Origin of the sequence: Idiomarina sp. OXR-189, from assembly GCF_034373425.1 — a bacterium.
GTDB lineage: Bacteria > Pseudomonadota > Gammaproteobacteria > Enterobacterales > Alteromonadaceae > Idiomarina > Idiomarina zobellii.
Genome location: NZ_CP139706.1, coordinates 171,631 through 195,423, shown reverse-complemented (window position 1 = coordinate 195,423; position 23,793 = coordinate 171,631). Strand labels below are relative to the sequence as shown.

The 23,793-nt window shown below is 48.5% G+C and carries 19 protein-coding genes and 2 pseudogenes; 15 read left to right on the top strand and 6 right to left on the bottom strand.

The window, feature by feature from the left end:
* Nucleotides 1-83 precede the first annotated feature (83 nt).
* The 4 genes and pseudogenes from UM402_RS00885 (at nt 84) to UM402_RS00870 (ending at nt 3,546) form a co-directional block, all read left to right on the top strand.
* Complete coding sequence (locus tag UM402_RS00885) at nt 84-1,385, top strand: U32 family peptidase (RefSeq protein ID WP_322295380.1); 1,302 nt, start codon at nt 84-86, stop codon at nt 1,383-1,385.
* A pseudogene (locus UM402_RS00880) lies at nt 1,382-1,558 on the top strand (4Fe-4S dicluster domain-containing protein); the annotation flags it as partial. The gene UM402_RS00885 and the pseudogene UM402_RS00880, both read left to right, overlap by 4 nt.
* A gap of 106 nt (nt 1,559-1,664) precedes the next feature.
* Complete coding sequence (locus UM402_RS00875) at nt 1,665-2,354, top strand: helix-turn-helix domain-containing protein (protein WP_286875562.1); 690 nt, start codon at nt 1,665-1,667, stop codon at nt 2,352-2,354.
* A gap of 19 nt (nt 2,355-2,373) precedes the next feature.
* Nucleotides 2,374-3,546, top strand: a complete 1,173-nt coding sequence (locus UM402_RS00870; RefSeq protein WP_322295379.1) for an acyl-CoA dehydrogenase — start codon at nt 2,374-2,376, stop codon at nt 3,544-3,546.
* Between the two features lie 47 nt (nt 3,547-3,593).
* Here UM402_RS00870 and UM402_RS00865 read toward each other — a convergent pair whose 3' ends face one another.
* Together UM402_RS00865 and deoD are read right to left on the bottom strand one after the other, a co-directional pair.
* Nucleotides 3,594-6,017 carry a bacteriohemerythrin gene (locus tag UM402_RS00865; protein ID WP_322295378.1) on the bottom strand — a complete coding sequence of 808 codons (2,424 nt, stop codon included), beginning with the start codon at nt 6,015-6,017 and terminating at the stop codon, nt 3,594-3,596.
* A 138-nt stretch (nt 6,018-6,155) separates the two neighbouring features.
* Complete coding sequence (gene deoD / locus UM402_RS00860; protein ID WP_322295377.1) at nt 6,156-6,866, bottom strand: purine-nucleoside phosphorylase; 711 nt, start codon at nt 6,864-6,866, stop codon at nt 6,156-6,158.
* Between the two features lie 98 nt (nt 6,867-6,964).
* Between deoD and UM402_RS00855 the strand changes: the two genes are divergently transcribed.
* The 8 genes and pseudogenes from UM402_RS00855 (at nt 6,965) to UM402_RS00820 (ending at nt 15,790) form a co-directional block, all read left to right on the top strand.
* Entirely contained in the window at nt 6,965-9,493 is a 2,529-nt protein-coding gene (locus UM402_RS00855; RefSeq protein ID WP_322295376.1) for an efflux RND transporter permease subunit, read from the top strand.
* Nucleotides 9,490-10,290 carry an outer membrane lipoprotein-sorting protein gene (locus UM402_RS00850; protein WP_053954283.1) on the top strand — a complete coding sequence of 267 codons (801 nt, stop codon included), beginning with the start codon at nt 9,490-9,492 and terminating at the stop codon, nt 10,288-10,290. The genes UM402_RS00855 and UM402_RS00850 overlap by 4 nt, the downstream gene beginning before the upstream one ends.
* Before the next feature lie 2 nt (nt 10,291-10,292).
* Nucleotides 10,293-11,498 (top strand): hypothetical protein, encoded by a 1,206-nt coding sequence (locus UM402_RS00845; RefSeq protein WP_273268340.1) that lies wholly within the window; start codon nt 10,293-10,295, stop codon nt 11,496-11,498.
* Nucleotides 11,499-11,523: 25 nt separating this feature from the next.
* Nucleotides 11,524-11,730 (top strand): annotated as a pseudogene (locus UM402_RS00840) (DUF2892 domain-containing protein); the annotation flags it as partial.
* A gap of 18 nt (nt 11,731-11,748) precedes the next feature.
* Nucleotides 11,749-12,063, top strand: a complete 315-nt coding sequence (locus tag UM402_RS00835; RefSeq protein ID WP_058576564.1) for an ArsR/SmtB family transcription factor — start codon at nt 11,749-11,751, stop codon at nt 12,061-12,063.
* A 91-nt stretch (nt 12,064-12,154) separates the two neighbouring features.
* On the top strand, nt 12,155-14,170 hold the full coding sequence (locus UM402_RS00830; protein ID WP_322295375.1) for a TonB-dependent copper receptor: 2,016 nt from the start codon (nt 12,155-12,157) through the stop codon (nt 14,168-14,170).
* 8 nt (nt 14,171-14,178) lie between these two features.
* Nucleotides 14,179-15,276 (top strand): sensor histidine kinase, encoded by a 1,098-nt coding sequence (locus tag UM402_RS00825; protein WP_322295374.1) that lies wholly within the window; start codon nt 14,179-14,181, stop codon nt 15,274-15,276.
* Nucleotides 15,269-15,790 carry a response regulator transcription factor gene (locus UM402_RS00820; RefSeq protein ID WP_322295373.1) on the top strand — a complete coding sequence of 174 codons (522 nt, stop codon included), beginning with the start codon at nt 15,269-15,271 and terminating at the stop codon, nt 15,788-15,790. The genes UM402_RS00825 and UM402_RS00820 overlap by 8 nt, the downstream gene beginning before the upstream one ends.
* 8 nt (nt 15,791-15,798) lie before the next feature.
* Here the strand turns inward: UM402_RS00820 and UM402_RS00815 are convergent, their stop codons facing one another.
* Entirely contained in the window at nt 15,799-16,497 is a 699-nt protein-coding gene (locus UM402_RS00815) for an OmpW/AlkL family protein (protein ID WP_322295372.1), read from the bottom strand.
* A 73-nt stretch (nt 16,498-16,570) separates the two neighbouring features.
* Nucleotides 16,571-17,287, bottom strand: coding sequence for a YebC/PmpR family DNA-binding transcriptional regulator (locus UM402_RS00810; protein WP_322295371.1), 717 nt, complete (start codon nt 17,285-17,287; stop codon nt 16,571-16,573).
* A 162-nt stretch (nt 17,288-17,449) separates the two neighbouring features.
* Here UM402_RS00810 and UM402_RS00805 point away from each other — a divergent pair, with 162 nt between their 5' ends.
* Complete coding sequence (locus UM402_RS00805; protein WP_058576561.1) at nt 17,450-18,463, top strand: isopenicillin N synthase family dioxygenase; 1,014 nt, start codon at nt 17,450-17,452, stop codon at nt 18,461-18,463.
* Here the strand turns inward: UM402_RS00805 and UM402_RS00800 are convergent.
* A complete protein-coding gene (locus tag UM402_RS00800) occupies nt 18,445-18,918 on the bottom strand; it encodes a type II secretion system protein (protein ID WP_058576560.1) in 474 nt (157 codons plus the stop codon). The genes UM402_RS00805 and UM402_RS00800 overlap by 19 nt on opposite strands.
* 78 nt (nt 18,919-18,996) lie before the next feature.
* The gene (locus UM402_RS00795; protein WP_058576559.1) at nt 18,997-21,528 is read right to left on the bottom strand and encodes a S8 family serine peptidase; all 2,532 of its coding nucleotides are present in this window, start codon (nt 21,526-21,528) and stop codon (nt 18,997-18,999) included.
* Nucleotides 21,529-21,841: 313 nt separating this feature from the next.
* On the opposite strand from UM402_RS00795, the gene UM402_RS00790 reads away from it, so the two are divergent.
* Both UM402_RS00790 and UM402_RS00785 read left to right on the top strand, forming a co-directional pair.
* Nucleotides 21,842-22,252, top strand: coding sequence for a curlin subunit CsgB (locus UM402_RS00790; protein ID WP_058576558.1), 411 nt, complete (start codon nt 21,842-21,844; stop codon nt 22,250-22,252).
* A 22-nt stretch (nt 22,253-22,274) separates the two neighbouring features.
* Nucleotides 22,275-23,762 carry a hypothetical protein gene (locus UM402_RS00785; protein ID WP_322295370.1) on the top strand — a complete coding sequence of 496 codons (1,488 nt, stop codon included), beginning with the start codon at nt 22,275-22,277 and terminating at the stop codon, nt 23,760-23,762.
* Nucleotides 23,763-23,793: the final 31 nt, after the last annotated feature.

Sequence of the window (23,793 nt, the reverse complement as noted above, 5' to 3'; positions counted from 1 at the left end):
AACCATAGGTTTTGATTTGCATCAAATTGAGCGCCCGTGAAATTTGCTAATCTTTGCCGCCACTTTGGTCATACAGGTGTTTTATGTCTGCGTCAGCCGCTCATTTCCGTCCCGAACTGCTTTGCCCCGCCGGTAGCCCGGAAGCGATGCGCATGGCTTTTGCTTATGGTGCGGATGCCGTTTATGCCGGCGAGCCACGTTACAGTCTACGTGTACGAAACAACTCTTTCACGCTGGACAATTTAGGCGACTGCATTGAGGAAGCCCACCAGCGCGGTAAACGTTTCTATGTGGTCGTAAACATCGCTCCGCACAATACAAAGTTAACGCGCTTTGTCGAACACATGCGCACTATTGTCGACATGCAGCCCGATGCGTTAATTGTATCGGACCCCGGTGTGGTGATGTTGCTGCAGGAGCACTTCCCCGAGCAGCCGCTGCACTTGTCCGTTCAGGCCAACACCATTAACTGGGCGGCGCTTAAGTTCTGGCAGAAACAAGGCATTGAGCGGGTCATTCTGTCACGCGAACTGGGTTTGAAAGAAATTGCCGAAATGCGCCAACAGGTGCCCGATATTGAAGTCGAGGTGTTCGTACACGGCGCCCTTTGCATGGCGTATTCCGGCCGCTGTCTGCTGTCGGGTTACATGAACAAACGCGACCCGAACCAAGGCGCCTGCACCAATGCCTGCCGCTGGGGTTATGAAGTGCACGAAGCCAAAGAAAATGCCGTTGGTCAGTACGACCCAGTGCTACTTGGCGATCCTAAAAAACCACAAGACTTAATGCTGCTCGATGAAGACCAGCACGGCTCTTACATCATGAATTCAAAAGACTTGCGCGCCGTTGAGTACGTTAACGATCTGGTGAAAATGGGCGTTCATTCGCTGAAAATTGAAGGCCGTACTAAGTCCGACTATTACATTGCCCGGACCGCCCAGGTTTATCGTCAGGCCATTGATGATGCGGTTGCCGGTAAGCCTTTTAACCCGGCGTTGCTCAATGACTTAGAAGGTATGGCAAACCGCGGGTTCACGGCGGGCTTTTTGCAACGTCATACACCGCAAGACTTACAAAATTACGAACGCTCACACAGCGAAGGTCAACACTTACTGGTTGGCCAGCTTTGTGATGCGCACGGCGACGGGCGCTATCAGGTGGCGGTAAAAAATGGTTTTGCCATTGGCGATGAGCTTCTGCTAATGACACCGAAAGGGAATCATCGCTTTCAACTGGCGGATATGACTTCAACACGAGACGAAGCCATGATTCGCGCGCCCGGCTCTGGCTACACAGTGGTGCTAAACACACCGGTCGCCATTGATGAAAAAGACATCCCCTACTGTTTCCTGGTCAAAGAAAGCATTGCGAGGAAAGCGGCATGATTAAGATAAACGACGGTTGCATTAACTGCGATATGTGCGAACCCGAATGCCCCACAGAAGCGATAGCTATGGGCGACGACATTTACGAAATTAATCAGGATAAGTGTGTTGAGTGCGAGGGGTATTACGACACACCTAACTGTTATGCGGTTTGCCCGGTAGAGGCAGTCGATATTTTATAAGCAAAGGGGTACGTCCCCCCTCTCTTTAGAGGTACATAAATCAATTGGAGGGTTTTGTATAGTGAGCCAGGTCAATAATACAGTCGATGAGATGACTATGCGTACTCCAATTCAATGTAATCAATGCAGCATGCAATCTATTTGTGTACCTGCGGGACTTATTCCAAGCGATGTCGAGATTCTCGACAAAAGCAGCCGTGAACCGCACTTATACAATAAGCGCAGCGTGGTGTTTAGCGAAGGCGAAGCACTGAACTCGGTTTTTGCGATAAAAAGCGGCTCAGTGAAGTGCTACACCATAGACAGCAATGGCAAGCAGCAAATTACCAGTTTCCACATGGTGGGTGACATTGTCGGGCTTGAGTCTCTTGCCAATGGCAACGCCAGCACTTATTGCGAAACACTGGAAACCTCCATGCTGTGCGAAATTAAGCTGGGCAAGCTATTTGCGCAAGAGCTTCCTAAAGTAGAAGGTAACCTGATGCGTCTAATGAGCCGGCGCCTGGGTAATAACAGCAAGCATTACTTAAACATTGTGAACACCAGCGCCGAGCAAAAAGTGGTGTCGTTTTTACTTTCAATAAGCACGCACATGCAGCAACATGGTCTGTCTCGCAGTGAATTCCGACTGCCCATGACACGTACCGACATTGCCAACTATCTGGGTTTGGCAGTTGAAACGGTCAGCCGTATATTTACTGCATTGAAAGAGCAAGAGCTCATTCAAACCAAACAGTCCATTTTAACAATTAATGATTTAAGCGCATTGGAGCGTCGCGTCGCTTAAGCGCTAAGCAGGAGGTTACATGTCATCCGCTGGGTTTAACTGGTCCGATCCACTCAACTGGCAAAACGCACTCACTGATGAAGAAAAAATGATTCAGGAAAGCGCGCATCAGTACGCACAAGAAAAGTTGATGCCACGAGTGCTGGAAGCCAACCGTAACGAAAATTTTGATCGCGCCATAATGAGCGAGCTGGGTGAGATGGGCCTGCTGGGCTCAACGTTACCGGAAGAATACGGCGGCAGCGGTGTTAACCACGTTAGCTACGGCCTTATTGCCCGCGAAATTGAGCGCGTTGACAGCGGCTACCGCAGTGCCATGAGTGTGCAGTCTTCCTTAGTCATGCACCCTATTTATACCTTTGGTACTGAAGCACAGCGTAAAAAGTATTTGCCAAAACTCGCCAGCGGCGAATGGGTCGGCTGCTTTGGCTTAACCGAGCCTGACTCTGGCTCGGATCCTGCTAGTATGCGCACGGTCGCGAAGCGCACCGACAACGGTTATGTGCTGTCCGGCTCGAAAATGTGGATAACTAACTCGCCTATCGCAGACGTATTTGTGGTGTGGGCAAAGCTGGACGGAGACATTCGCGGTTTTGTGCTGGAAAAAGGCATGAAAGGTCTGAGCGCTCCTAAAATTGACGGGAAATTCTCACTTCGTGCGTCTATTACCGGCGAAATTGTTATGGATGGTGTTGAAGTCTCTGAAGACCATATTTTCCCGGAAGTGAAAGGCTTGAAAGGTCCGTTTAGCTGTCTCAACAAAGCGCGTTACGGCATTGCCTGGGGTTCGCTGGGTGCCGCGGAGTTCTGCTGGCACGCTGCACGTCAATACACGTTAGAACGCAGTCAATTTGGCCGCCCACTGGCAGCAAACCAGTTAATACAGAAAAAACTGGCGGACATGCAAACGGAAATTAGCTTAGGTCTATTGGGCTGTCTGCAAGCCGGCCGTGAGCTCGATAACGGCACCTTAAACCCAACTGCCATTTCACTGATTAAGCGCAACAGCTGTGGTAAAGCACTGGATATTGCTCGCCAGTCTCGCGACATGCACGGCGGTAACGGTATTGCCGACGAGTATCATGTTATTCGTCATGTCATGAACTTAGAGGCTGTAAATACCTACGAAGGTACCCACGACATTCACGCATTAATTCTCGGTCGGGCTCAAACCGACATTCCAGCATTTTAAAAACGCATCCCCAGTAATTAGCCTGGGGCTGTAAGTTCCTATAAAAGTTAGTGAATGCCTTTGCCGTTTAAGTGGCTTTTGTACGCCATATCGCTTTTCATAATATGGTTCATTAGCCACGCTTTCACAAAGTCCAACAGCTCATCAATCACGTCTTCATGGTTATCGACGCGGTGTTTAAAGCGCATTACATCCTGCACCAACTCTTTGTGCTTCACTTTGTGGTTTTCTAAGTCCGGGTAGCCGTTTCGCTCCATGAGCAGCTCTTCATAATTAAAGTGCGTGGCGGTGTAGTTTATTAGCGAGTCCACCAAGCGTTGCAGGGCGTGCTGGTCGCCGTCACGCAACTTCAGTCGATACAGCTCGTTAGCAATATAAATTAAGCGCTGATGCTGACGGTTAATCTCTTCAATACCTACATCGAGCTTTGACGACCATTCGATGAGCACATCCTGCTCTTGTAGGCGTTTTTCAATAACTGCATTTTCAATGTAGTACCGGTCACCCAGCGACTTAATTTCGCCGCCCAGGGTGGTTAATTGCGCGGAGCTTTCCAACGCCTCCTGAGAGCGCTCATCAATAACTTTCGCGCTTTCTGACAGCGAGTTAACGTTTTCCTGAATGTTCATGGTGACGGCGGACTGCTCTTCGGCCGCAGAAGCAATTTGCGTATTCAGGTCGTTAATCACCCCCACGTTTTCGACAATGTCGGTCAATGACATCGACGCTTTATTGGCGTGCTCAACGTTTTCTCCAGCCAGCGCTTTGTTCCGCTCCATGGTATGAACGGCGTTCTCCGTATTGGTTTCCAAACGCCCAATAACGCTCTGAATTTCACCCGTCGATGCCTGCACGCGCTGCGCCAGTTGGCGAACTTCATCGGCAACCACTGCAAAGCCTCTGCCCGACTCGCCGGCACGCGCCGCCTCAATAGCCGCGTTCAGTGCTAACAAGTTGGTCTGGTCGGCAATATCGTTAATAGTCAGAAGAATTTTCGAAATGGCCTGGCTGTCTTCCGATAAGGTTTTTATGACCTGCTGAGACTCAGACACTTCCTGCTCAAGTCGCTGAATAGCCTCAACCATAGTATTGACCACCTGCTGACCGTTTTGCGCAGAGGTCATGGTATTGTCGGCCTCGGTGGCCGCTCGTTGTGTCGACTCGGACACTTCGCTAATGGCGGCAGTCATTTGCTCTACCGCTGCCGCCGCGCTTTGCATTTGCGCCGCCTGTTCTTTCGCTCGCTCCGCTAGGGCTTTTATCGCCTGGTAGTTGCCGTCACCCAGGTGATCCATACCGTCGCTGGACTTACGAATGGCATCAACCGAGTAGCTGGTTTCTATGGCAACGGAATTCAGATAGTCGGTAATTTTAGACAGTTCATCTTTACCCTCGGCAACGCCCAGGCTGTTCAAGTCACCGTTGGCCAATTGTTTGGCCATGTTGATGTTAGCCGCTATGGCCCGATAAATGCCTAAATACAAACTCGTGAACAACAGCAGTTGCAGCAACAACACCAGCGCCAGCAGAATAATATTTTTCCAGATAACGCTGTCCAATTCCGCCAGGCGTGCGTCAAGGCGTTGCTGATACACTGGGATAATAGCGTCGTAAAAGCCCAGCAAGGTGCCTATGGCTGCCGACCCTTCACGGAAAAAGTCGTCAGCCGGCATGGTGCGCTGCGCTAAGTGCTCGGCGGCAGAGTCACTGAACATTGATAACTGCTGCTCAGCCGCCTTAGCATGGCTCATTAGGGTTTCGTTGTTGCTGTTGTCGGTGAGCGTCTCAACGGCCTGCACGAATTGCTCAACTTCACTTTCAAGTACGTAACTTAGGGTCATAACTTGCTGCTGAGAGGACGAGTTTGCGCTGTTAAGCCATTGGGCACCTAAACCACGTAGCTGACCACTTAGCTCCACCAGCTGCGGCAATGACTCTGTGCTTAAGCGCGCCAACTGCAGGCTGACCAAGTCATCTTCCAGTAACAGTTTTGCATCGGTACTAAGTTGTTTTAACGCTTGGTGCAGCTGTGCAATAAGCTGCGAATGTGAGTCAAACTGGCCGGTAGATCCTTTCAACTGCTGCCAACTGCGTTTAAATGCACTGACACGGTTTTCAGAAAGGTTGTCATTACGGCTGGCTAAGTCCGCTAACGCCATTAGGTGTTGGTCAACTCGCTGAGCCGAACGCTGAATGTCCGTTGAAAATGAGCGGCGTTGCTCCGGCGTTCCAGTCATGCCCCGATGCTTCGCAATATGCTCAAATAAGCCTTTAAACTCGGGCCAGTATGTTGCTACCTGCTGTTTCTGCTCCAGCGCGCCGCTCTTATTAAGGGAATCGCTAACAGTCAGTGCGCTTAACACGATAACCGGTAAAAATAACAGAAAACCAATAAGGCTGAACTTCCGGCGAAAGCTCAGCACATTAAACAACTTTTGAATCGGTCGCGTTAGCCTATCCAACCACTTCATAACCACTCCACTTCATGTGAATACATTGAGCGACAAACTCGCTATTGTGCCTAATCATCGGCATTAGTCACATGAAATATAGGGTTATAACTTAATAGGTAACAGTTAGTTGATCTCTGTCAAAAAAATTCTGTCGACTTAGTAAATGACCGTACTTTCTAAGACCATTTCGGTCATGTCGTTAAAAGCGGTTTGACGTTCCAGCGCTGACAGACCTCGCCCGGTTTGCAGCTCGTCTGACACGGTCATAACTGCCAACGCCTGACGTTTGTGAACCGCAGCAGCGGCATATAAGGCTGCCGCTTCCATATCTAAAGCCAAGGCCCCCATTGCTTCGGCTTTTTGGTTCAGCTTTTTATCCGGGTGATAAAAACTGTCGGTAGAGAACACATTACCCACGGCAATGCGCTGATGGTTTGTTTCGCACTGGTTAACAAAGCGACTCAGCAAGCTGTAATCAGCAATAGGCGCAAAATCGTAGTCACCAAAAGTATGGCGATTCATAGCAGAGTCAGTACAAGCGCCCTGAGCCACGACAATATCGCCAAGCGTTAACTGTGTTGCTACAGAGCCACAGCTACCCACCCGAATCAGCTGCTGAACGCCATAATGCTGAAACAACTCCTGTGCATACAACATGCAGGACGGCATACCCATTCCCGACCCCATCACCGACACAGGCACGCCGCGATAACTGCCGGTAAACGCCAGCATGTTGCGTGTATCACTAATGAGTACCGCATCACTCAAGTGTGTGTCGGCAATGTGCTTAGCGCGTAACGGATCGCCAGGGAAAAGACAAAGTTCGGCAAAAGCGCCTGGTTGTGCAGCAATATGAGGTGTTGTCATAGCAATTACTCTGATAGTTTTTTAACCAAAATAGATGACAAAATGAAAAAGATCGACTATATTTCGTATTTATCTAAATTAGCAAATACGGAAATAATATGATCGATGTCATTATAAAATTGGCGACAGGGTACCGCAGAAGCGTGTTTTGGTTATTGACGCTGATCACGCTTGGCGTTGCTGCTTTTATCCCCTCAATTACCATTGATACCGATCCTGAGAACATGCTACCGGACAACAATCCGCAGCGGGTTTTCCATAATGAGGTTAAAGAAACCTTCGCTATGCATGACATGATTGTCGTTGGCGTAGTGAATGAGAACAGTGTTTATAATCAACAGACATTAACCGACCTGCATACCGTGTCGAGTTACGCCGAGTCTTTGGACGGGGTGGTTAGTGACGACCTGATGTCGCTGGCTAACGTTGACAATATTACTCAGGAAGGCCCCGGCACCATTCGCTTTGAATGGATGATGAAGCAACCTCCGGAAAATAACGCCGAAGCTCGCTACATTCAGCAGCAAGTTGAAGACCTGCCACTGCTTTATAACACCATTGTCTCTGGCGATAACAAAGCCGCCGCTATTTATGTGCCTATTGAAAGTAAAGACGAGAGCTATGCGCTGGCGGAGCAACTGCGTGACAAAATCAGTACCTTAGAGAGCGGCGACGACTGGCATATTACCGGCTTGCCGGTAGCTGAAGACCAGTTCGGCTTTGAAATGTTTGTGCAAATGGGCATTTCTGCACCGCTAGCGGCCGCGGTTATTTTCGCATTGCTTTGGTTCTTTTTTCGTAATGTCCGCTTCATAAGCGCTGCCATGATAGTCGCGATGTCGACCGTACTCATCACCATGGGTGCGCTCATTGCGTTTGGCTTTACCGTACACATTATGTCGTCAATGATAGCCATTTTCCTAATGCCGATTGCGGTAGTCGACTCGGTGCATATTATGTCTGAGTTCTCAGACCGATACCGTGAAAAAGGAAACGCGAAAGATACGATAAAAGATGTGTTGGGGCACTTATTTACCCCCATGCTGTTTACCTCAGTTACATCGGCCATTGGCTTTTACTCGTTAATGCTAACGCCGATTCCACCGGTACAAGTGTTCGGCGCTTTCGTTGGTTCCGGTATTCTTTTGGCATTCTTAATCACCGTTATTTTCGTGCCTGCCTATGTGTGCGCACTAAAACCATCAACGCTGGAAGGCTTTACGCAGGCGACTCATGAAGAACATAAAGACGGCTGGCTACAAAAAGTCGGCGCTGTTGCCGCTCGTCATGCGAAGCTATGGATAGCCTTTTTCCTGGCCGTATTAGCCTTTGCCTGGTTCGGTATTCAGCAAATCAACATTAACGATAACCCGGTACGTTGGTTTAAACCTGACCACGAGGTGCGTATTGCTGACGAAGTATTAAACGATCACTTTGCTGGTACATACAACGCTTACGTTGTTTTTGAAAACTCCTTGGATGCGACCGAAAAAGCTCGCTCAGCAGTTCGTAACGCTCTGAATAACGACGCATTGTCAGCAGAGTCGCGCGATGCTTTAAGCGCTCTGCTTGAGCAAGAGCAAGAGCAAGAGCAAGTGAACTTTAACCAGTGGATTATCGCAATTGATGATCTGCTCTTCAGCGTCGGTTCTGACCAATTAGAGCCGTTAGAGCGCTTAATGACTGAGCTCGAGCAACTGAATAGCGCCAGCAAGGCGTTCCAAAGCCCAGAGTTACTGGCTTACATGAGCGAGATGCAAGCGTATCTGCAAACAACAGGCTTAGTGGGCAAGTCAAACAGTCTGTCCGACGTGGTTAAGACGGTGAACCGCGAGTTACGCTCGGGCGAAGAGAAAGACTACGAGCTGCCGGACAATGCCAACGGTGTTGCGCAAACCCTGTTGCAATACCAGTCATCGCACCGTCCGCAGGACCTCTGGCACTTTGTTACACCGGACTACAAACGCAGCTTAATGTGGCTGCAGCTGACCAGTGGTGACAACCAGCACGTAACTAAAGTCGTCAACGCTGTCGATAGCTACATTCAGGACAACCCACTGCCCGCCAACATTGAAATAGACTGGGCCGGTAAAGCTTACCTGAACGTGGTATGGCAGGAAGCCATGGTCGAGGGCATGCTGGACAGCTTAATCAGCGCCTTTGTGGTGGTGTTTATTATGATGGTACTGCTGTTCCGCTCGGTGGTCTTCGGTGTGTTGGCTATGCTACCACTAAGTCTAACCATTGCCTTTATTTATGGCCTTATTGGCTGGGTCGGTAAAGACTACGACATGCCTATTGCGGTGTTGTCGTCGCTGACACTTGGGCTGTCGGTGGACTTTGCCATTCACTTCATTGAACGCACCCGCGCTACCTTCAAGCAAACCGGTAACTGGCAAGACACGCTGGCGGTTATGTTTGACGAGCCCGCGCGTGCCATTTCCCACAATGCCATTGTCATTGCCATTGGTTTTACGCCACTGCTGTTCGCACCGTTAGTGCCCTACATTACAGTGGGTGTATTCCTGGCCAGCATTATGGCGATATCCGCCATAGTGACACTTATTATGCTCCCGGCGGTAATGACTGCCTTTAGCCGCCTGATATTCCGTGGAGGTCAATCATGAAAGCTTTATTTTTAACCGCGTTATCCACCGCCGTTTTATTTGTTAGTAGCCAGGCTATTAGCGCTGAAAAAAGCGCTCGTGACATTGTCGAACAAGCCGAGTTAAACGCCTATTACTCGGGCGATGACGGTCGCAGTGCCGCGCGCATGATCATTACCGATAATCAGGGCCGCCAACAAATGCGCCAATTCACCATTTTGCGTAAAGACCAGCAGGACGGCGGCGTACAAGACATGATGATATTTTTCTCACGCCCTGCCGACGTGCGCGACACGGTGTTCCGTGTGGTCAAACAAGTCAACGACGACGATGACCGTTGGTTGTATTTACCTGATCTCGATTTGGTGAAACGCATATCTGCCGGCGATAAGCGCACCTCTTTTGTGGGGTCACACTTTTTTTATGAAGACGTTTCCGGCCGCAATACAGCGCTGGATAACTACGAGCTTATTTCTGAAAATGAAGACAGTTACGTACTAAAAGGTACGCCGAAACACCCTGACAACGTCGAGTTCAGCTACTACGAAGTCGTTATTGATAAAGAGCACATGCTGCCGATAGAAAGCACTTTCTATAACGACAGCGGCGAGGCCTACCGAAAAATGGAAGTCCTGAAAGTGGAAACGGTACAGGGCTACCCAACCGTAACTCATTCACGCATGTCTGACTTAACTAATGGCGGACAAACTGAAATGCAGTTTCGCTTTATGAAGTACAACATCGGTTTGCCTGACAGCATTTTCAGCGAGCGTAGCCTGCGTAACCCGCCGGCAGAATGGCTGCAACTGAGAGATTAGTTATGATCTATCGTGCTTTTTCCCTCTTTACCGTTCTTTTCACTTTGGCTCAGGCCGCGTCAGCGCAAGACTCCTGGGGCGATGAGCAATGGGACAGTGACTGGGGAACGGAACAAGACCAGAGTATTAATGTCTATGGTTTCGTTGAGGCGGCAATAGGCGGACGGTTTGAATCCTCCCCCTATCACAAGCGTTTGTCTATTGCCGAACCTCGACTTCAGCTCGGTTTTGACGAGCGCTGGCAGGACATTACCTGGACAGCAAAAGCCGACGGCTGGTACGACGGTTTCGATGAAACCTGGCATGGCCAAATTCGCGAGCTGAATGCCCAGTTCACGGTTTTCGATAATACCGATATAAAAGTTGGCCGTCAGGTACTCACCTGGGGCACCGGCGACTACCTATTTCTGAACGACCTGTTCCCGAAAGACTGGCAGTCCTTCTTTGTCGGGCGTGACCAGGAGTACTTAAAAGCACCTTCTGATGCATTGCGAATTACCAGCTATTTCGACTGGTTTAATATCGACTTTGTCTGGTCACCGGAGTTTGATCACGATAACTACATTCGCGGTGAGCGCCTCTCCTATTTTAACCCACTCACCGGGCAATTAACCGGTGATGACCCATCTATTCAGTTTATAGAGCCTACGCGCGACGAGTACGCAGTGCGCCTGTTCCGTAATTACGATGGTGTGGAATACGCTGTTTATGGTTACGACGGCTTCACCAAAAGCCCCGAAGCCGTTACTGAAAACTTTCAGCCTACCTTTGGCCGTTTAACTGTGGTTGGGGCGTCAGTGCGAATGACCTTTGGCCCAGGCCTGGTTAACACCGAGGTGGCCAATTACAACCGTCACAACGCAGCAGACCACTGGCGTGCACTGGTTGGCTATGAGCAAGAGCTGTGGACACGATTTACCGGCGGCTTTCAAGCCTACATTGAGAAAGGCGACACCCAAACACGCACCGTACTCACCACCCGCTTAACCTGGCGCGACGAGCGTGATGACCTGAATCTATCACTATTTGCTTTTGTATCGCCGAATCAAAACGACGGCTACTTACGCCCGACCTTTGACTACCGCATTGACGACAACTGGTCGTTCAGCGGTGGCTTTAACCTGTTCTTCCGCGAGACTCCGAATACCTTTTTCGGTCAGTTTACGGAGAATAACAATGCGTATCTGCGTATGAGATACGCCTTTTAATGCGAGAAACTGAAGGAGTTTTACGATGAGCGTAGAAAGAGCTTTAACCGCATTTGCCGGCTTTATGGTATTGTTGTCTGTAGCCTTAACTTACTGGGTTCACCCAAACTGGATGTGGCTAACAGTGTTTGTTGGTGCTAACTTATTCCAGCAATCGTTTACCGGCTTTTGCCCGGCCAGTATGGTGATGAAAAAGGCCTTTGGACTTAAAACCGAACGCGAGTTAGAAAAAGCAGGAAATAAAGACACCATGAGTGCAACTGAATCACAAGAGATGCTTCAGGAAGAAGCGCAGAACGCGGCAAGCTTTCTGCGCTCGCTGGGCAACCCCCATCGTTTACAAATCTTATGCCGCCTGGCATTAGGAGAACAAAGTGTGGGTGAATTACACCAACATTTTGATTTAAGTGCGTCTGCTTTTTCACAGCACTTAGCGGTACTTCGGGAACAAGAGCTGGTCACTATTCGAAAAGAATCTCAAACCGTTTTCTATTCAATTAAAGATCCGGATACCGAAGCCTTCATGAAGTTACTGAAGAGCAAGTTCTGCCCGTCTCTTAAGTGATATCTCTTTGGGGATGCTACCTTTTGTCGCATCCCGCTTTGCCTTAAATTTCATGATAATAGCGACATTATCTTGCTAGAGATTGTGTCGTATGAAGTCATTTACTCCGTTAGTTTTAGCATTAGCAATACCCTCGCCCGTTTTGGCTCAGCAAACCACTGTCGATGAGCGCATTATCATTATTGGCGAGTCAATGCAGGCTCCCAGTGAGTGGGTGGTTGACGCGAAGAAACCGCGCCAGCCACTGCCCGCACATGACGCGGGAGACTTTTTGAAGAGCCTGGCGGGGTTCAGTTCAACCCGTAAAGGAGGCGCGTCGTCAGACCCTTTGTTCAGAGGTATGGGCGCTGGGCGCCTGGCTATCGTGACCGATGACCAAATGTTGTTAGGAGGCTGTAGCAGCCGCATGGATCCGCCAACAGCCTACATTACACCTCAGAGCTACGACAGCGTGACTGTGATTAAAGGCCCACAGACCGTTCTTTACTCAGGCTCTGCCGCTTCTATTCATTTTGAAAGAGACATCACCCGGTTTGATGACCACGAGTTCTCGGGGTTTCTCAACGGTACCACCGCCAGCTTCGGGCGCGTTAACGGTTCGGCTGATATGACGTGGGGCTCTGCGGCGGGGTTTGTGCGCTTAAACGCAACCGCCGCCACTGCCGATGACTACCAGGATGGCTCTGACCGTGAAATTAACAGCCAGTATGAACGTTGGAGTGGTGACGTTGACCTTGCCTGGACTCCTTCAGATAACCAGCGCCTTATGCTTAAGTTTGGCGCCAGCGACGGCGAGGCAGCTTACGCAGACCGCAGCATGGACGGTGTGTTATTTAAGCGGGAGAGCATGTCTCTTGATTACAACTGGCAACCCGAAGGCAGCCATTTGAAAGAATTGTCAGTAAATACTTACTTTAACTCTATAGACCACGTTATGGATAACTACTCATTACGTGACTTCACTCCGTCCATGATGATGCCTAACCCCACCGCCCGTAATCCAGACCGTCATTCACGTGGCGCAAAAGTAACGTCTGAATGGTCACTAACGGCCAGTAGTGGGCTAAAAGTCGGCGTTGAACATCACGAATCGGAGCATCGCGACCGCATTAGCCGCAATCAGCTGAACATGCCTTATCAAAACCTGCCTCGCATCGACGATGCCGAATTCAGCCAGGACGCCTTTTATGCAGAGTACGGCTACGCCATTGACGCTGCTTGGAAGGTAGTGACAGGTTTCAGGCTTGATCATTGGTCGATAACTGACAAGCGAGCCATGTTAATGGTCATGGGCTCCCCGGCACAGCCCAACCCAACCGCCAATGAAATTCGCAGCGACAACTTACACAGCGCCTTTGTGCGTGTTGAAAGAAAGTTCGACAACGGCTACTGGTATGCCGGCTGGGGGCAAGCCGAGCGTTTCCCAGACTACTGGGAAGTTATAGGAAACAACCGCCGCTCACCAAGCTCTCTGTCGGCGTTTAATACGAACGCTGAAACCAATCAACAGTGGGATATCGGACTGAACTGGAAGGCCGAAAAACTCACCCTGGAAAGCTCGCTATTTTTCAGCGAAGTGGATGACTTTATCCTGCTGGAGAAGGGCATGATGATGCAACCTGAAATGGTGCGCAATATCGACGCCCGCAGCTGGGGTGGCGAGTTGACCTCCCGTTACCAAATAACCGATCCCTGGTCGGTCTCCGCCGCCATTGCCATTGTTCGTGGTACCAATACAACGGACGACAGCTACCTGCCCCAACAACCGGCTGATGAGCTGCGGTTGGCCAGTGATTACCGGCTTAGGGAGTTCACCTACTCTGTGTTGTGGCGTTTGGTTAAAGAGCAAGACCGTGTTGCACCGAACCAAGGGAATGTTATTGGTTACGACTTAGAGAAAAGCGCGGGTTTTGGTGTTCTTTCTGCAAATATTGACTGGGAAGTTGATCCACAGTGGCAGATAAGTCTGGGCGTCGATAATATACTCGATAAAACCTATGCTGAACATTTGAGCCGTTCAGCATCCAGCATTTCAGGGTATGAGCAAATTGATAAAGTAAACGAACCGGGTCGCACTTTCTGGTTACAGACCAATTATAACTTTTGAGGCAGACAATGATTACCTTACTGACCTATAAACTCGTTTCAAAACAACATTGGGCCGTCTTTGTTGCGCTCGTTATCGATATTGCTCTGGGGAATTTGTGGGTTGCCTACAATGGTGGCATTAGCAACCCGTTCACCTCGTTGTTACTGATTTTTATTGTCATTGCATTTTTATTGCTACCGACGGCACTGGCTGTTGCCACGCTTTGTATTAGCATTCTCGGTCAGGTGTCGCAGCTGGAGCTTCCTTCCTTACTGCAAGCAAAAGCCATTGAGCTGCCTCATGCCATGCACCCCGAAATGCTGCAGCATGCTCAGGGAATGCTCATTGGCTTTGTCATTGCAGCTATGATTATTGCGCTATCGATGTACTACCTGAAACGGCAGTGGCTGCAGTCTGAAAAAGCCTTTCAAGCCATGCGGGAAAGGCAACTTAGAGACGAACAGCTTCTTACTATTGGCGCCGCTGCAGCGCAGCTTACTCATGACGTCGCGACGCCGGTTCAGTCTCTTCGTTTATTAAATGAAGAGCTCCAGGAAACCAATGTGGATATTGAGCTTAAGCGAGACTTTAGCGAATACCTGCGGCAGGTTGAACTCAGCTTAACCCAGTGGCGTGAAGCCGCCGATGATGTTCGCAGCAAGCGCCAGCGCCTTTATACTGCAGGTGAAATGTCGGTGCAGCTGCAACAGTTATTGCGCGTTGTAAAACCCGATGCTCAGTTACACTGGGAGTTACCGGAGTCGTTACGTTACTGCTCCGTTAAAGCAGACCGAACGCTCTTCCCCGCAATAGCCAATTTAATTATGAACGCCATAGAAGCCAGCATGCGTAATGGGCAGGCAGAAACAGAGATTACCTTTGGTGACTCTACGTTAGAAGGCCAGCAGCAATTAGTGATTCAAATCCTCGACAAAGGCGCTGGTATTCACACCTCGAATCAGGAAAAGCTTGGCATGTCGTTGAGTAAAAGTGATACTGGCATGGGTGTCGCGGCCGTCATTAGTCACGCCACCATCGAGCGTCTTAACGGCAAAGTTAGCTGGCAATCAAATGGCAACGGCACCATGACTCAGGTACGACTACCCATAGTGGACAATGATTGAAATAAAGCTCCTTATTATTGACGACGACGAAGGTTTTTGTCGCATTTTAAAACGCCGGCTGGAACAGCACAATATTGACGTCGCTGTTGCTCATTCGGCGTCTCAGGCGCTTGCGGCTGGCAGCGAGTTCGATGTCGTATTGCTGGACATGATGCTTGGAGATGATAACGGGCTATCACTGATTGAGCCCATTACCCGGCACATTCAGCCCAAACACCTCATTGTGCTTACCGGGTACGCAAGCATAGCGACCACCGTCGAAGCTATGAAGCGAGGCGCAACTGATTACCTAACGAAGCCCGTTGGGACATCCGAGTTATTAAGCCGAATACGGGGTGAAGAAGTCGATACAGAAGCGTCAGAAACACAACGGCTAAGTCCATCCCAAATAGAATGGGAGCATATTCAGCGAGCGCTACACGACAATGACGGGAATATTTCTAAAACAGCGAGAGACTTAGGCATGCATCGGCGAACGCTGCAACGTAAGTTAGCAAAGCGTTCGCCGCATTAAGTGTTACTTTAGAAGTTGTAGCGCACACCAGCCATAGCAACATAAGGGTCGATATCAACGTCAACGCTTTGAATGGTGTTGCCATTCACACGCACGTCACCGGTGGTATCAATATCCATTTTGCTGACCATAAAATGCAGACCCCAGTCTTTATTAATGGCCACGTTCACGCCCGCCTGTAATGCGTAACCCCAGCTGTTTTTAAGCGCTAAGTCAACCGAGTCGCTGTCGGTAACAACACCCAGGCTACCCAACGTTGAACGCAGCTGCGGGTCGACCTGCTCATCGAAAAACGCGGTGTAATTCACACCAATACCAACAAACGGTTTAAACGTATCGCTGTTCAAATCAAAGTGATACTGCGCTAGTAGTGTTGGGGGTAAATGCTTAGTTTTACCCACTTTCAAACCAGCTAATGCGCCTGTGGCGGTAATATCGTGACTGAACGGTGTTGCTGCAACCAGTTCAACTGTCCAGTTGTTGTCAATCGCATAGTCTAGAGTCAGACCAAGTTGCGTATTAGTATTAACTCCAACGCCCGTGCTGTTAGACGGCAACCCTGCTACGCCTTCAACGACATTCAGGCTTGAGCTGCTGTCATCAGGCATGACCGAGATGGCACCAACATTGAGGGAAAAATCACTTGCTAAAGCAGGGGTGCTTAGCAAGCTCAACAATACACCATAAGACAACGCTTTAAGCTTCATGGGTAACTCCTTGTTATTGAATACCCATAAAGCTTAAAAGGTTTAATCTTTGCGCGTATTGATCTCTATCAACTTACTGTTCGGCGTTGTGGTAAATGCGCTGAACGTCATCTAAGTCGTTTAACATATCCATTAAACGCTCAAACATAGGTTGGTCGTCTTCCGAAATTGTCGTAGTGACATGCGGCAGGAATTGAATTTCGTCAGCGTCAAAGTCAATGTTTTCAAAAGCTGATGTCAGTGCCTGACGAGCCGCTGCGTATTCGGTATGCGGAGCAAATACAGTGACCTGACCGTCTTCAAACTCAACGTCAGTGACATCAACATCGGCTTCCATTAACGCTTCTAAAACCTCGTCTTCACTGTCGTGTTTGAATGCGAAAATAGCGCAATGCTCAAACGAGTGCATGACACTGCCCTGCTCACCAATTTTTGATTTGCTTTTGGTGAAGGCGTTACGAACGTCGCCGAATGTACGGTTCGGGTTATCGGTTAAACACTCGACAATCACCATGCAGTTGCTTGGTCCGTAACCTTCATAACGAGCGGGAGAAAAGTCTTCACCAGCACCGCCTTGCGCTTTATCTATGGCTTTTTCGATAACGTGTGCTGGTACTTGGCCTTTCTTAGCACGGTCAATGAGAGAACGAAGAGACAAGTTTGCGTCAGGGTCTGCCCCGCCTTGTTTTGCACACACATAAATTTCACGGCCATAGCGGCTGTATACTTTACTTTTCGCATTAGCAGTTTTGGCTATCGACTCTTTACGGTTTTGGTAGGCGCGACCCATCGTCTTACTCTCTTTAAAAAATACAGAAGTCGGTAATTCTACACAGCCGATGCAATATAGCCAATATATCTACCATAGAACGTTTTGATTCTTCGTTGCCGCTCCACCTGGGCGTAGAATCCAGATCAAACTTTAAAGCGATTTGCTTTGTCTAGGGGTGTTATGTCTTCTTCAGTTCCGGCTCTGTCACTTGCTGACTATAAAAGCACTGATAACGAAGTGCGAATGTCGTTTATACGGGAATTGAGCGCTGCGGCGAGAGATGTTGGCTTTTTCTACTTGGAAAATCACGGCTTAACTCAAACAGAGCAAGAGGACATTATTTCACTGTCAAAATCATTTTTTGCCTTGAGTGAAAAAGAAAAACAACAAGTGAAAATGGCAAACTCACCGCACTTTCGTGGTTATAACCAAACACACGCAGAAGTGACAGCGGGAGCATCAGACTTTCGTGAGCAATTCGACATTATGGACGAGTTGCCTGCAGTAAACAGCCACTTAATCTCTGATGAATGGCAAAAGCTCATTGGCCCTAACCAATGGCCAAAAGCACTCCCTCGTATGCGTTCGACACTACTCACCTGGCAGGACCGTTTAACCGAGGTAGGGCTGACATTATTGTCGGCACTTTGTGAAGCATTGGAGCAACCTGCGGACGCATTGCAGCCAACGGTTGAAAACGGACCCTACCGGCATACCAAACTGATTAAATACCCAGGTAGCAAGACTACTGACAACCAAGGCGTTGGCGCTCATAAGGATCCTGGCTACCTAACTTTTGTCCTGCAAGATGAACACAGCGGTTTAGAAGTTGAGATTAACAATGCGTGGCACTCTGTAAGCCCTCGTAACGGTGCTCTCGTCGTTAATATCGGGGAGTTACTTGAATTAGCGTCAGACGGCTATTTAAAGGCAACCAACCACAGAGTTGTTAGCCCGCCGGCTGGAGTAACGCGTTATTCTTCGGCGTTTTTCATGGCTGCACAGCTTGATGCCGATATTCCGGTATTGGAACTGCCAGAGCACTTAAAGCGTTTGGCGCACGGACCTAGCAGCGATCCTAAGAACCCACTGCTGCGACAGGTGGGCGAGAATGTTCTTAAAGGGCGTAAGCGATCGCACCCGGATGTCACAGAAAAGTTTTACAGCGATATACCTCAGCAGTTGTCGGCATAAATTTGTACGCTGGGCTCGCTGGTTGAGGTTGCTTCTGAGTATGTTAAGTAGCAACTATCGATATGGTCGTTGCTTGCCGCAATACGAATAACACTGCCAATGCCTACTTCAGACACTGTCCAGTCGGTTAAGTTAATCACATTATTAAGCACATTCCCTTTTGCTGCCGGATAACCATAAAAAAGCAGCGTGCCTCCGTCCGGGCAACTGATATTAACGTCATCAAACTTACCACCCAAGCAGGCCGCACTTTGCTGCTCTATTCCCTGAATAGCAGCTTTACTGTAGGTAATGTCTAACGCTGATTTAAATGACGCTTCCAAGCCATGAAGTCGGCTTTTCTCAGCATCGCTGGAGAAGTTAATAAATTGAGGAGCGGCTGTAGCCGATAGCACGCCAAGTACAACAATGACGATAATAAGCTCGACTAATGTAAATCCTTTACTACGTCGCATAACTAAATACCAAAAAATAAAATAGGGACCCTAATGGCCCCTATTATAATGCCAGTTAGATTGTTAACTCAATGTTAATTAGAAGCTAACAGTCACCGAGTCACAAGCTTCTGTACCCGCTTCGCACAGCTGGTAAACAACGTCACTACCGTCTGAGTCAAAGCGGTCACGAGCGCGACCTGTATTTGACAGTGTTTCAACAAACTCACCGTTACGATACAAGTCGACATCACCTGCTGCACCTGACCAGCGAAGGTCCACTAAAGCAGTACCGCTGCGTAATAAGCGCGAACGATAAACATCTAACTCGATATCCGTCAGGCTCACTGTTACCGACTGCGTCACAGTATCTGACAGCTCAGTTGCATCAGTCACTGTTAGAGTCACATCGTAAGTACCTTCTTCAGAGTACGCGTAAACCGGGTTGGCTTCGGTTGAAGTACTGCCATCACCAAACTCCCAGAAATAGCTTTCAATGTCGCCATCGTTATCACTTGAGGTATTGGTAAAGCTGACAGTTAGGTCTTCAACGCTAGCCTCAAAGCCTGCTACCGGAGCATCTGGCAAACCATCGTCTTCTTCAACTGCGGTCAGAGTTAATGACCAATGGTTTAGAGTACCGGTATCTGCGCCAGCGTTATCCGACACATTCAGAGTCCAATCACCCGTCATGCCTTCGCCGTTAAACGAGTCAACATCCCAAGTTGCTACTAAGTCGTCTTCGCTGCTTCCCGCGCGATCGTGCAGGGTTTGAGTCGTACCTTCAGGTGAAGTCAAAGTAACGATTAAGTCACCGCGCCAACTGTGAGTAATATCAACGCTCACCTCAGCACCAAATACAACACCTGTTTCAGGAACATTAATAACGCGACTAATACCGTTACTGTCGTCATCTGGAATATCTGCGTTTGCGGCGTCTTCATAATAGAAATCCGAAAGGCCTTGCGGAAGTACGTAAACCGTAGCACTTACATCGCGAGTCATTTCGCCTGTTTCTACATCAGTACCGCTAACGGTAATAACGTACTCACCCCACGCAGTTTCTTCCGTTGTCGTCACTTGTACGTCAACAGTTTCGCCGTTTTGCGCTTGGTTCGAAGACAGAGAAACGTCTAGCTGAGGTTCAGCAGAAACACTTAAGTCAACCGCACCAGACCAGTCAGCAATGCTGCCAACATCTAGCGTTAGGGTTGTGCTGTCACCAGCAACAATCTCCTGGTTTGATGGGTTCAGCTCTAAGCGGTAAGCCGGATCTGGGTCAGCTGCAATTAGCGCATTTAATGCGTTTAAGCGGTTACCTGAAACGGTTTTACCAGCTAATGCAGGAATGCTCTCACCAGAGTCCATCAAAATTTGCTTCACTTCAGCCACGCTCAAATGCGGAGCAATAGACCAAACAAGACCAGCAACACCGGCTACGTGTGGGCTTGCCATAGACGTGCCTGATGCAGTCGCGTAACCACCATCCAAGTATGTTGACAGAATTTCAGTACCTGGCGCACCTAAGTCCACGGAAATAGCCCCATAGGTTGACGAAGCAGCCATTGAGTCGGTTCGTGTGGTGTTTGCCACGTTAACAATACCGTCCAGGTCATAACCGCCTGGATAGCTTGCCGTAACATCAGAGTCAATTCCGTCGTTACCTGCCGCAGACACAAACATGATGCCTTGGTCGATGCTGTCAGCAATAGCGGTTTTAAGTGACTCAGAGTATGCACCGCCACCCCATGAGTTATTCGTCGCAACTAAGTTAACACCGTGGTTCACTTTCAGATTGGTCATGTAATCGATACATTCAATAGCCGCGGAGGTGCTACCTGATCCAGAAGCATCTAAGAATTGACAACCAACAATTTCAACGTCCCAGTTAACACCGGCTACGCCTTCACCATTGTTTGAACTTGCGCCAATAGTACCTGCAACGTGCGTACCATGACCATTTTCATCCATTGGGTCACCATTGCCATTAACCGCAGAGTAACCATAACAGTCATCGACTACACCGTTACCGTCATCATCCTGACCATTGTCACAAACTTCGCCCGGGTTAACCCACATATTACCGGCTAAGTCTGGGTGCGTGTAATCAACACCCGAATCGATAACACCAATAACAACGTTAGAGTCGCCGGTCGTAATATCCCAAGCTGGACGCGCATCAATATCTACACCTGGCGTACCGCCGCTTTGACCCGTATTTTCGAAAGCCCACATATCGCCAAAGCCCGGATCATCAGGAGTCGCTAAGATATTGAAGTTAGAGCTTTTCGTGTCATTAATAGAGATGATGTAGTTCGGTTCAGCAACATCGACCAACGGGTGGTTCGATAAGCGTTTAATAAGCGCATCACGCTGTTTTGCATTGCGAACATTGACCTGTGCAATGCGGCCATCGGCGATATTACGCATCGCGATGTCACGGCCACGGTTATCCAAGGCTCTTAGCGTACCACCAGCGCGGCTTATTAAATCTTGACGCTGCTCTTTCGTCGCTGAATGCTTAAATACTACCAGCAATGAATCGTCATCCGCCTGTTTACCATTAGCCGCCGCAGCACCCGTTGCTAGCGCCATGGATACGCCGACGACTAATTTTTTTAAATTCGTCATTCTTCCTTCCTCATTATTGTTGTAGGAATTTCATTCAAATGTGCGTACTGCTCATCTCGTCACTAAAAAAATAAGTAGCATATTTTCCACAGCAATTTACGCCAAAAGTTAGATATTTACGTTTCTTAACGCTAAATACGACAAAGGGACTAGGACATCTAGGTGGGTTAACTCACAACAGAAACATAACACCATGTATTAGCTGATAATTTTCGTTCAAAAACGATTTTAAAAATACACCGTTCATACGATTGTTGAGTAAAAATCAGCCGTTATTCTTGTTAGCGGAATTATTAACAAAAGGTGTTCCGCTTTGACTTTTTTAAAACAACTTTTAACAGCAACAGTCGTTATGTTGGTCTCTCTTCCGGGAGTAGCCGGCGACATTCCTGTTGCTTTAGCAGGGTTACTGGAGCGGCAGTCCCTTGCGAACCATGCGGAAATTGCTCAGCTAGGCTCTTATAACCTCACTTCACTCGCCCAGGCAGGCGAGCAAAACTACGCATATCTCACTCAGTTTGGGTTGGAAAATACCCTCACCGTCGAGCAGCAAGGGTTCAATAATTCTGTCACTGCAGAGCAGTCTGGACGCAGTAATTCAGCGACCATCCTTCAAGTTGGTGCGAACAATGTTATTCAGCTTCAACAACTTGGTGATGGCAATTCAATAACCATTCAGCAGACGGGTGCTGCCGCTGAAATGTCCATCACGCAGTTCAAATAAGAACAATCAATGGAGAACAATCATGTCTAATACAATTCTTAAAAAAAGTGCAGTTGCTTTAGCTTTAACCTTAGCGTTTTCAGGTTATGCGGCCGCTGAAGCTAACATCGCAGTTGTGAACCAAGATTCATCTGAAGCTGTTGAATCAGGCAACAACATGTATATCGAGCAAGGTGGTTTCTTAAACTGGGCTTACGCTGACCAATACGGTGAAGGAAACGACACTTTCTTGCTACAGCTAGACAGCCTTCAAGAAGCGTACGCTTATGTCACTGGTGACTTTAACTTAGTCGAAGGTGAGCAGTATGGCTTCTGGAACACCTTAGACTCGAATATTGAAGGTGACGAAAACGTACTATCAAGCTTCCAGGAAGGTGACTACAACGTTGCTGAAGTATTCCTTGAAGGTAATGCTAATACTGCTATTGTCGAACAGTCTGGCAGCGCGAACACAGGCTCAATCGATTTAGCAGGCGATTACAACAGCGCGTCTATTGCTCAATCAGGCGACCTGAACTGGGCAAGCTTTCAGATTGAAGGTAGTGACAACTATTTTGAAGCGAACCAGTCAGGTTCTTCTAACGAAGCCGGTTACTTCACTGCAACTGGCAACATGAACACATTCATTGCGGATCAAGAAGGTGACGGAAACGTTGGCGGTGTTGTTGGTGCTAACGGCGATATGAATGAAGTGTATGTTCAGCAATTTGGTTCAGCAAACCTCTTCATCGCACAAAGCCTTTCAGGTAATGAGAATCTAGTCGACGTTTACCAAGATGGTTCGAGTAACGAATTCCTTATTCAACCAATTCAAGGTGATGTTAACGAGATCGCTGTTAACCAAGAAGGCAATACTAACGTTGTAGAAGCGGCTACAGGCATGGTCGGTAACTACAATACCGTTGACGCAAACCAAGAAGGTGATAACAACTACGCCGTATTTGCGACTGAGGGTGATGATCACATCATCGAAATGGATCAACGCGGCGATGACAACATTGCTGTCGCTGAATCTTATGGCTCTTTCAACGATATCTACATCTCCAGCCGCGGTGACGAGAACTTTAACGGTGTTGCCCTGATTGGTTCAGGTAACGAAGCCGATAGCCGCCAAATTGGTGATGTAAATACCGCAGAAATTGTTATCGCTGGTGACGATAATGATGTGTACTCTCGCCAGCACGGCGACAGCAACACGCTACTTGCTTACTCTTACGATGCGGGAACCACTTCAGGTAACGACCTGCAATCTACGCAAACAGGTGACATCAACTTAATTGATACCATTATCGGTGGTAGTGACAATGTTATTGCCTTTACTCAAGAAGGTAACAGCAACGTTATCGCTGGCGATGAAGGCTCATTTATTGTTGGTGGTAATGGTGGTAATGTTGACATTCAACAAATTGGTAACAACAACGTTGTAACTGGTGGTCAGTTTAGCGATAGCAACACAATGAGTGTTTATCAGCAAGGCGATTACAACGTAGCAACCGTCGTTCAGTACTAATATTTCAGTATTAGCTCGATAGTAAAGCGGC